Source organism: Binatus sp. (SeqCode) (assembly GCF_036522015.1).
Classification (GTDB): domain Bacteria; phylum Desulfobacterota; class Binatia; order Binatales; family Binataceae; genus Binatus.
The window spans coordinates 1-5721 of sequence record NZ_DATDGQ010000360.1 but is presented as its reverse complement, the minus strand read 5'-3'; the positions used below and the strand labels follow the sequence as shown (position 1 = coordinate 5721).

Here is a 5721-nt window from a genome sequence, read left to right as displayed (position 1 = left end):
AGGTCCTCTATGCGGACGGCTCGATGGTCATCGTCGACGCGCCGCCTGGGCGCGACTTCTTCGAGGCGAATTTCCCCGGCGGCTTTGACGACGCTCAGTACAAAGCTGAGCAGGACGCGCTGACACACGCGCGCGCGATCGTCGTTACGCACGAGCATGCGGACCATCTGCAAGGAATCGCCGAGTCGCCGAACCTGCCGGCCTTCGCCGATCACCTGATGCTGACGCGGGAGCAACGCGACGACACTCGGTGGCTGAAGGAGAACAAATTTCCCGAGAACGTCCGCACGTCGCTACATCCGCTCGACTACGATCACTACTATCCGCTGGCACCCGGCATAGTCCTGATCAAAGCCCCCGGCCACACAGTCGGCAGCCAGATAATCTACGTCCGTCTCGCCGACAATTCCGAATATCTATTGATAGGCGACGTAGCCTGGGCCATGGAGCAAGTAACACTCCCGAAATGCCGTCCGCGCCTGGCCGAACTAGCGATGCGCGAGAACAGCGATCAAGTAACTTCCGAACTACGAACGCTTCACGACCTGGCCGAATCCAACCCAGACGTGCACATAGTAGTGTCGCACGACACCAAGCAACTCGCGGACTACGAAGCAGCCGGCAAAATAGGTAAAGGCTTCACCACCGGCGACAGCAAGTAGTCCTAGAAGTCGTTGTCAGTCTCTTCGAGCGCGGCGCGTGCGGGATCATCTTCGGGGATGAGGTCGATTCGGGTGGCAGGCTTGCCTGACATCAAGCCGTTGATGTTGTCTGCGACTCGATCGACGAATCGCCGCTGTCCCGCCACCTCGTCCATCCGATTGTAGAGCACTACGATTCCGCGATCCTCGTCCGGCGCGAATTCAACGTGAGCTGTATAGCCTGGGGTGGTACCGCCATGCTCGTAGCGCCGGGACTCGACGTCATAGAGCCAGCTGAAGGCGACCTCAGTGCCGTGCTTGACGTTCCCTCGTAGCTGATGGTCGATCGCAAACGCGACGGGCAGAGTCGCGCCGGATGCGCCAGCGGCGTAGCGCTCGGGATGTAGATTCGCATCCAGGTAAGTGAGCAAATCTTCCACCGTCGATTTTGCACCGACCGCGCCGGTAAACATTCCGCTTTCGCCAAGTCCCGCCTCGACGGGCTCCATGCCGGCGTCGTGACCCTGGATAACCCGCCGTTCATTCTCCGGCGAAAGGGCGAACACGGTGTCGTTCATGCGGAGCGGTCCGGTGACCTCATTTCGGACCAGTTGCGCATACGGAACGCCGGCCCGCAGGGCAAGCGCATATCCGAGCAAGCCGATACCGAAGCTGCTGTAGAGATACTTCGAGTCGGCGGGTCGCGCGGTCCCGTGGCTTACGAGAAACTGACGCAGCGCGACGCGGTCGTAGTCCGAAAACGGGTTGTCAGGATCCTTCGGCTGCAGATTGTCGGGGATGCTGGGTAGCCCCGAGCGATGCGTCGCGAGATCTAGCAGGGTGATTTCTGTTCCTGGCGATCCGGCCGCGATGTCGGCGAAGAGGATCGGACGCAGCGGTTCGTCGAGGCTGACTCTCTTCTGTGCCGCGAGTTGCGCGAGCACGAGACCGGTGAAGGTTTTCGTGACCGATCCGATCTCGAAGATCGAGTCCTCGCGCGCAGCGCCGTAGGTGAACACGCGGCGCTCGCCATGATCGATCACACCAATCGCCACTCCGCAACCGGTCGATTCCCGGAGCAGGCCGTCCTTCACGATGGGCGCGAGCTCGGCGTCTAGAGCGCGCTTCAGATAGGCGAGCGGGATCGGCGGTTGCGCCAGAAGCATGGCTTGAGGCGTCGGCGACGAATCGAGGCTCCATAGCCCGATTCGCAGTCCGGTGGCCGCAAGCGCGCCGAGCACCACCAGCCACTTGAGCCATTTGATATAGACGCTCACCCAGGCCTTTCCCCTCACGGATTGATTATCACGAGCGTGCCTTTGGGGAGTATCCGCATTAGCTCTTCGACGTCTTCGTCGTCGACCGAGATGCAGCCGGTGGTCCAATTGACGTCGCCGCGGTTCAGCAGCGGATTGTCGGTGCCGTGGATTCCGATTCTGCCGCCGACGCCGACCGGACGGCCGTCTTCGGTCGGCACCTCGCCGCCAGTACGCATCTGGTCGTAGCGATAGCGGTCAAGCGAGTTTGGATAGTTGAGGGTGAGGAACCAATCCCAGCGGCGGCTCGGATGCTTTTCGACGATCGCGTAAACGCCCTCGGGCGTGCGTCGATCGCCCTCCCACAGTTTCGTGCCGGGCTCGAAGCTGCGTCCGAAGACCGCATGGTAGGTCTTAAATAGCCGGCCTTTGTAATAGACGATCAGCTGGTGGCGTTTTTTGAAAATCGTGACCGACCAACATAGCGGATCCATGAAAGCGATGTCGCGAGTCTTGTCGAACAGGAGCTGGCCGGGAGTCGGCACGCGATCCGTGCGCACGCCTTCGATCTTCACCTGCGGCAGCGGCGTTGGCTTCGCAGTCGGCGTGGGTGTCGGCGTCGGAGTCTCGAGAACGTCGGGCGGCGGCGGCCCCGGCATCCCCGAATTGACCCACTTCTGACCTGGAGGGTAGTAGGGTGCCGGCGGCGCCAGTCCTGCTTTCTCCGCGTCGGTGGCTGTGATCGGTGTGGTCGCCTGCGCAAGCGTTGCGGCTGGTCCGGCGAGCGCGGGCGCGCGCGCACACATCACTACTATTGTCGCGGCAATCAATGCAGCGGCGATCGATCCAGCAATCCTGCCCATCAGCTCCAGCAAATCTCCAGCATCGCGGTCACATTATCCACTTTGTAAACGCTTGGTGCGAAGATCAATTGTACAGTACCGTCAATCTCCTCGGGAGTATTCGTTCGATGGACAACAAGCTCGCGCGCGCGATGGCCGGCCTCACCACCGGAATATACGTTTTGACCACGCAGGAGAGTGGGCGATGCCACGGGATGTCGTCGTCGTGGGTCGCGCAGGTCTCGGGCGAGCCGGTGATGTTCACGGCGGCGGTCGATAACGCGCATTTCAGCAACGCGGTGATCGCGCGAACAGGCGCATTCGGACTGAACGCCGTGGGACGCCGTGGGCGCGAGCTCGAAGATTATTTTTATTCGTCGCGCGCGCGCCGCGACAACAATCTCGACACGATCGAGTTCGAACTGTCGCCGACGCTGGGGGTGCCGTGGCTGAGACTCGCCATGATCGCTCTGGAAGCTCGCGTGATCGACAGCCACGTCGCAGGCGACCACACAATTTTCGTAGCGTCGCCGGTAGGCGTACGCGTGAGCGCGAACGATCGGCCGCTGACGTCGCTCGATCTCGACTACGTTTACCTCGGCGGCAAGCAAGTGGCCGTGCGCGATCGCTCGGGATGGGATTAGCAACCGTGAGGGGAGATTAGGAAGGCGGGCACGGCGGCCCGCCGTGCCCGCCCTCCTAAGCTTTGACCGGCGGCAAAATCGTCTGATAGCATCCGCGCGCGGAGAGATTTGGGAATGGCAATCGAAAAGAACGAATTGCGGCGCGTGATGGGTCATTTTGCAACCGGCGTTACCGTGATCACGTCGATTCGCACGTCGGGCGAGCTGCACGGCCTGACCGCCAATGCGTTCACGTCGGTCTCGCTGATTCCACCGCTGGCGCTGGTCTGCGTGGACAAGAAGGCCGAGAGCTATCCGTGTTTCGAGGAGAGCAAAATCTTCACCGTCAATGTACTCGCGTCCGGACAGGAAGCGTTGTCGCGCAAGTTCGCGGTCAGCGGCGGCAACAAGTTTGAGGGCGTCAGTTACAAAATCGGCGCGAATGGCGCTCCGATCCTCGACGGCGCGCTCGCCTATCTCGAGTGCAAGGTAACGACCGCAATCGACGGCGGCGACCATACGATCTACCTCGGTGAGATCGAGCAGGCCGAAACTTCCGCTGAAGGCAAGCCGCTGCTGTTTTTCCGCGGCGGATACCGCGAGCTTGGTGACTAGCTCGAACACGCAATCGTGAGCGCTGCGGCTCGCATCCCAGGAATCAGCGTCTTTCTGCCGTCGCATAACGAGGAAGGCAATGTCGAGCGCGTCGTGCGCTCGTGGGTTGCCGAATGCCCGCGCGTTGCGGACAACTTCGAGGTGATCGTGGTTGACGACGGCAGCCGCGATCGCACTGGCGAGATTGCCGAGCGACTCGCCGCCGAGGACTCGCACGTAAAGGTCGTGCGTCATCCCGTGAACCGTGGCTACGGCGGCGCCGTGATTTCTGGAATTCGCGCCGCGACTCAGCCGTACGTATTGTTATGCGACGGCGATGGACAGTTCGATCCCGCAGACCTCGAACGGCTCACGCCGTTCGTGCCCGAGTACGACGTGGTCTGTGGACGCCGGGCGCATCGCGCCGACCCCCTGATGCGACGTGTCAACGGCAAGGCTTGGACGATGCTGGTCCGCGTCCTGCTCGGCATCACGATCAGCGATATCGATTGCGGCTTCAAGTTGTTCAAGCGCGAGAAGCTCGACGGAATGGAACTGCGCGCGCACGGCGCGATGATTTCGACCGAGCTGATGGCGCGGGTGGCGGGGCGTAACGCGAAGGTGAAAGAGGTGGACGTCCAGCATTTACCGCGGATGACGGGTGAGCAGTCGGGCGCCAATCTCAAGGTGGTTGCACGGGCATTTAAGGAGTTGATAGCGCTCTACCGCGAGCTAAGAGATGAGCGCCAAGGGAAGGGGTAACGGGGCAGACGACGACGCAAAGCGGATAGACGATAGCCCGATTGCGTCATCGCGACGTTAACGCCGAAGGAAATTGTTGTAATCTTATGTGCAGATCTTGCCGTGACCCCGATGGCACAGGTATAGCAATACGCTTAATAGTCATTTGCGACCCATTAAGGGCCGCCCAGATCAAGGAGATCCACGAGTATGAAGCGCACCTTATCAATCCTCTCCGCAGCTTTCTTCGCCACCGCGATGGCGATGCCGGCTTTCGCACAGGCTCCTGCGGCGGCACCAGCGGCTGAGCCGAGCATGGCAGCACCTGCGGCTGAGGCCAGCCTGGCGGCCCCGGACGCATCGCCGAGCCCGACCCATCATCATCGCCGCCATCATCACAAGGCGTCCGCGGCGAGCAGCGACATGGCGTCGCCGGCAGCGGAAGCATCGCCGGCCATGGCTCCTCCGGCCAATCCGTAACAGTTTGAGGGACAGTTCGACAGGGCGACTGCGTAGAGCGGCCGCCCTGTTTCGAATCGCCTGAGGTAGTTCGATCCATCCAGGGTCGGGGGGCGGAGTTGGCTTTGCCTCCGGCGTTCGGTCGGTTGCGCGAAACTGGATTCTTCCGGCTCGCGACGACCCGCACGACGCCTTTTATTCGCGCGCAGCGTTGCCAAACACGCTGCGCGTTTTTTTGTAGCGAAAATTCCTGCTAACATCTAACTTCTTCCTGCGGATATCGCGGGCCGCTGCGGATTAAGAAGTTGTTGAGCTTTCGGCGTTTGGGCATTTGCCTGGTTGCACTGATCGCGCTGGTTTTCCAGTCGCCGGTGAGCGCTCGCGCCAGCGCCAAAAGCAGTTCTTCCGACGAGCAGGTTTGCGATCCGCTGGCAGACTACTTCCTGGGCATGGAAGACTACCCCGAGGCAATCCGGCGTCATCGCGTCGTCATCGACGACGATCCCGGCAACGCACTCGCGCACTACCATTTGGGATTTGCGTACGGCGTCGTCGGGGAGCATCG

Annotated in this window: 7 protein-coding genes and 1 pseudogene; 6 read left to right on the top strand and 2 right to left on the bottom strand. The window is 61.4% G+C overall.

All coding sequences use genetic code 11. The features are described 5' to 3' along the window. The coding region (locus tag VIW95_RS15310) for a hypothetical protein (protein ID WP_331588079.1) at positions 1–662 on the top strand (662 nt) is incomplete at its 5' end. Between the two features lie 2 nt (positions 663–664). On the opposite strand, the gene VIW95_RS15305 is transcribed toward VIW95_RS15310, so the two are convergent. Beyond that, positions 665–1918, bottom strand: a complete 1254-nt coding sequence (locus VIW95_RS15305) for a serine hydrolase domain-containing protein (RefSeq protein WP_331588077.1) — start codon at positions 1916–1918, stop codon at positions 665–667. A 14-nt stretch (positions 1919–1932) separates the two neighbouring features. Next, a complete protein-coding gene (locus VIW95_RS15300; protein WP_331588076.1) occupies positions 1933–2760 on the bottom strand; it encodes a L,D-transpeptidase in 828 nt (275 codons plus the stop codon). A 107-nt stretch (positions 2761–2867) separates the two neighbouring features. Here VIW95_RS15300 and VIW95_RS15295 point away from each other — a divergent pair, with 107 nt between their 5' ends. The 5 genes and pseudogenes from VIW95_RS15295 to VIW95_RS15275 form a co-directional block, all read left to right on the top strand. Continuing rightward, a complete protein-coding gene (locus VIW95_RS15295) occupies positions 2868–3383 on the top strand; it encodes a flavin reductase family protein (RefSeq protein ID WP_331588074.1) in 516 nt (171 codons plus the stop codon). Positions 3384–3497: 114 nt separating this feature from the next. After that, complete coding sequence (locus VIW95_RS15290; protein ID WP_331588072.1) at positions 3498–3977, top strand: flavin reductase family protein; 480 nt, start codon at positions 3498–3500, stop codon at positions 3975–3977. 15 nt (positions 3978–3992) lie between these two features. After that, a complete protein-coding gene (locus tag VIW95_RS15285) occupies positions 3993–4718 on the top strand; it encodes a glycosyltransferase family 2 protein (RefSeq protein ID WP_331588070.1) in 726 nt (241 codons plus the stop codon). Positions 4719–4907: 189 nt separating this feature from the next. Beyond that, complete coding sequence (locus VIW95_RS15280; RefSeq protein ID WP_331588068.1) at positions 4908–5177, top strand: hypothetical protein; 270 nt, start codon at positions 4908–4910, stop codon at positions 5175–5177. A 302-nt stretch (positions 5178–5479) separates the two neighbouring features. Further along, positions 5480–5721 (top strand): annotated as a pseudogene (locus tag VIW95_RS15275) (hypothetical protein); the annotation flags it as partial.

Bases quoted from the DNA above. Each gene is read 5' to 3' on its own strand.
- VIW95_RS15280 (WP_331588068.1), top strand. From the start codon at position 4,908: ATGAAGCGCACCTTATCAATCCTCTCCGCAGCTTTCTTCGCCACCGCG.
- VIW95_RS15295 (WP_331588074.1), top strand. From the start codon at position 2,868: ATGGACAACAAGCTCGCGCGCGCGATGGCCGGCCTCACCACCGGAATA.
- VIW95_RS15290 (WP_331588072.1), top strand. From the start codon at position 3,498: ATGGCAATCGAAAAGAACGAATTGCGGCGCGTGATGGGTCATTTTGCA.
- VIW95_RS15300 (WP_331588076.1), bottom strand. From the start codon at position 2,760: ATGGGCAGGATTGCTGGATCGATCGCCGCTGCATTGATTGCCGCGACA.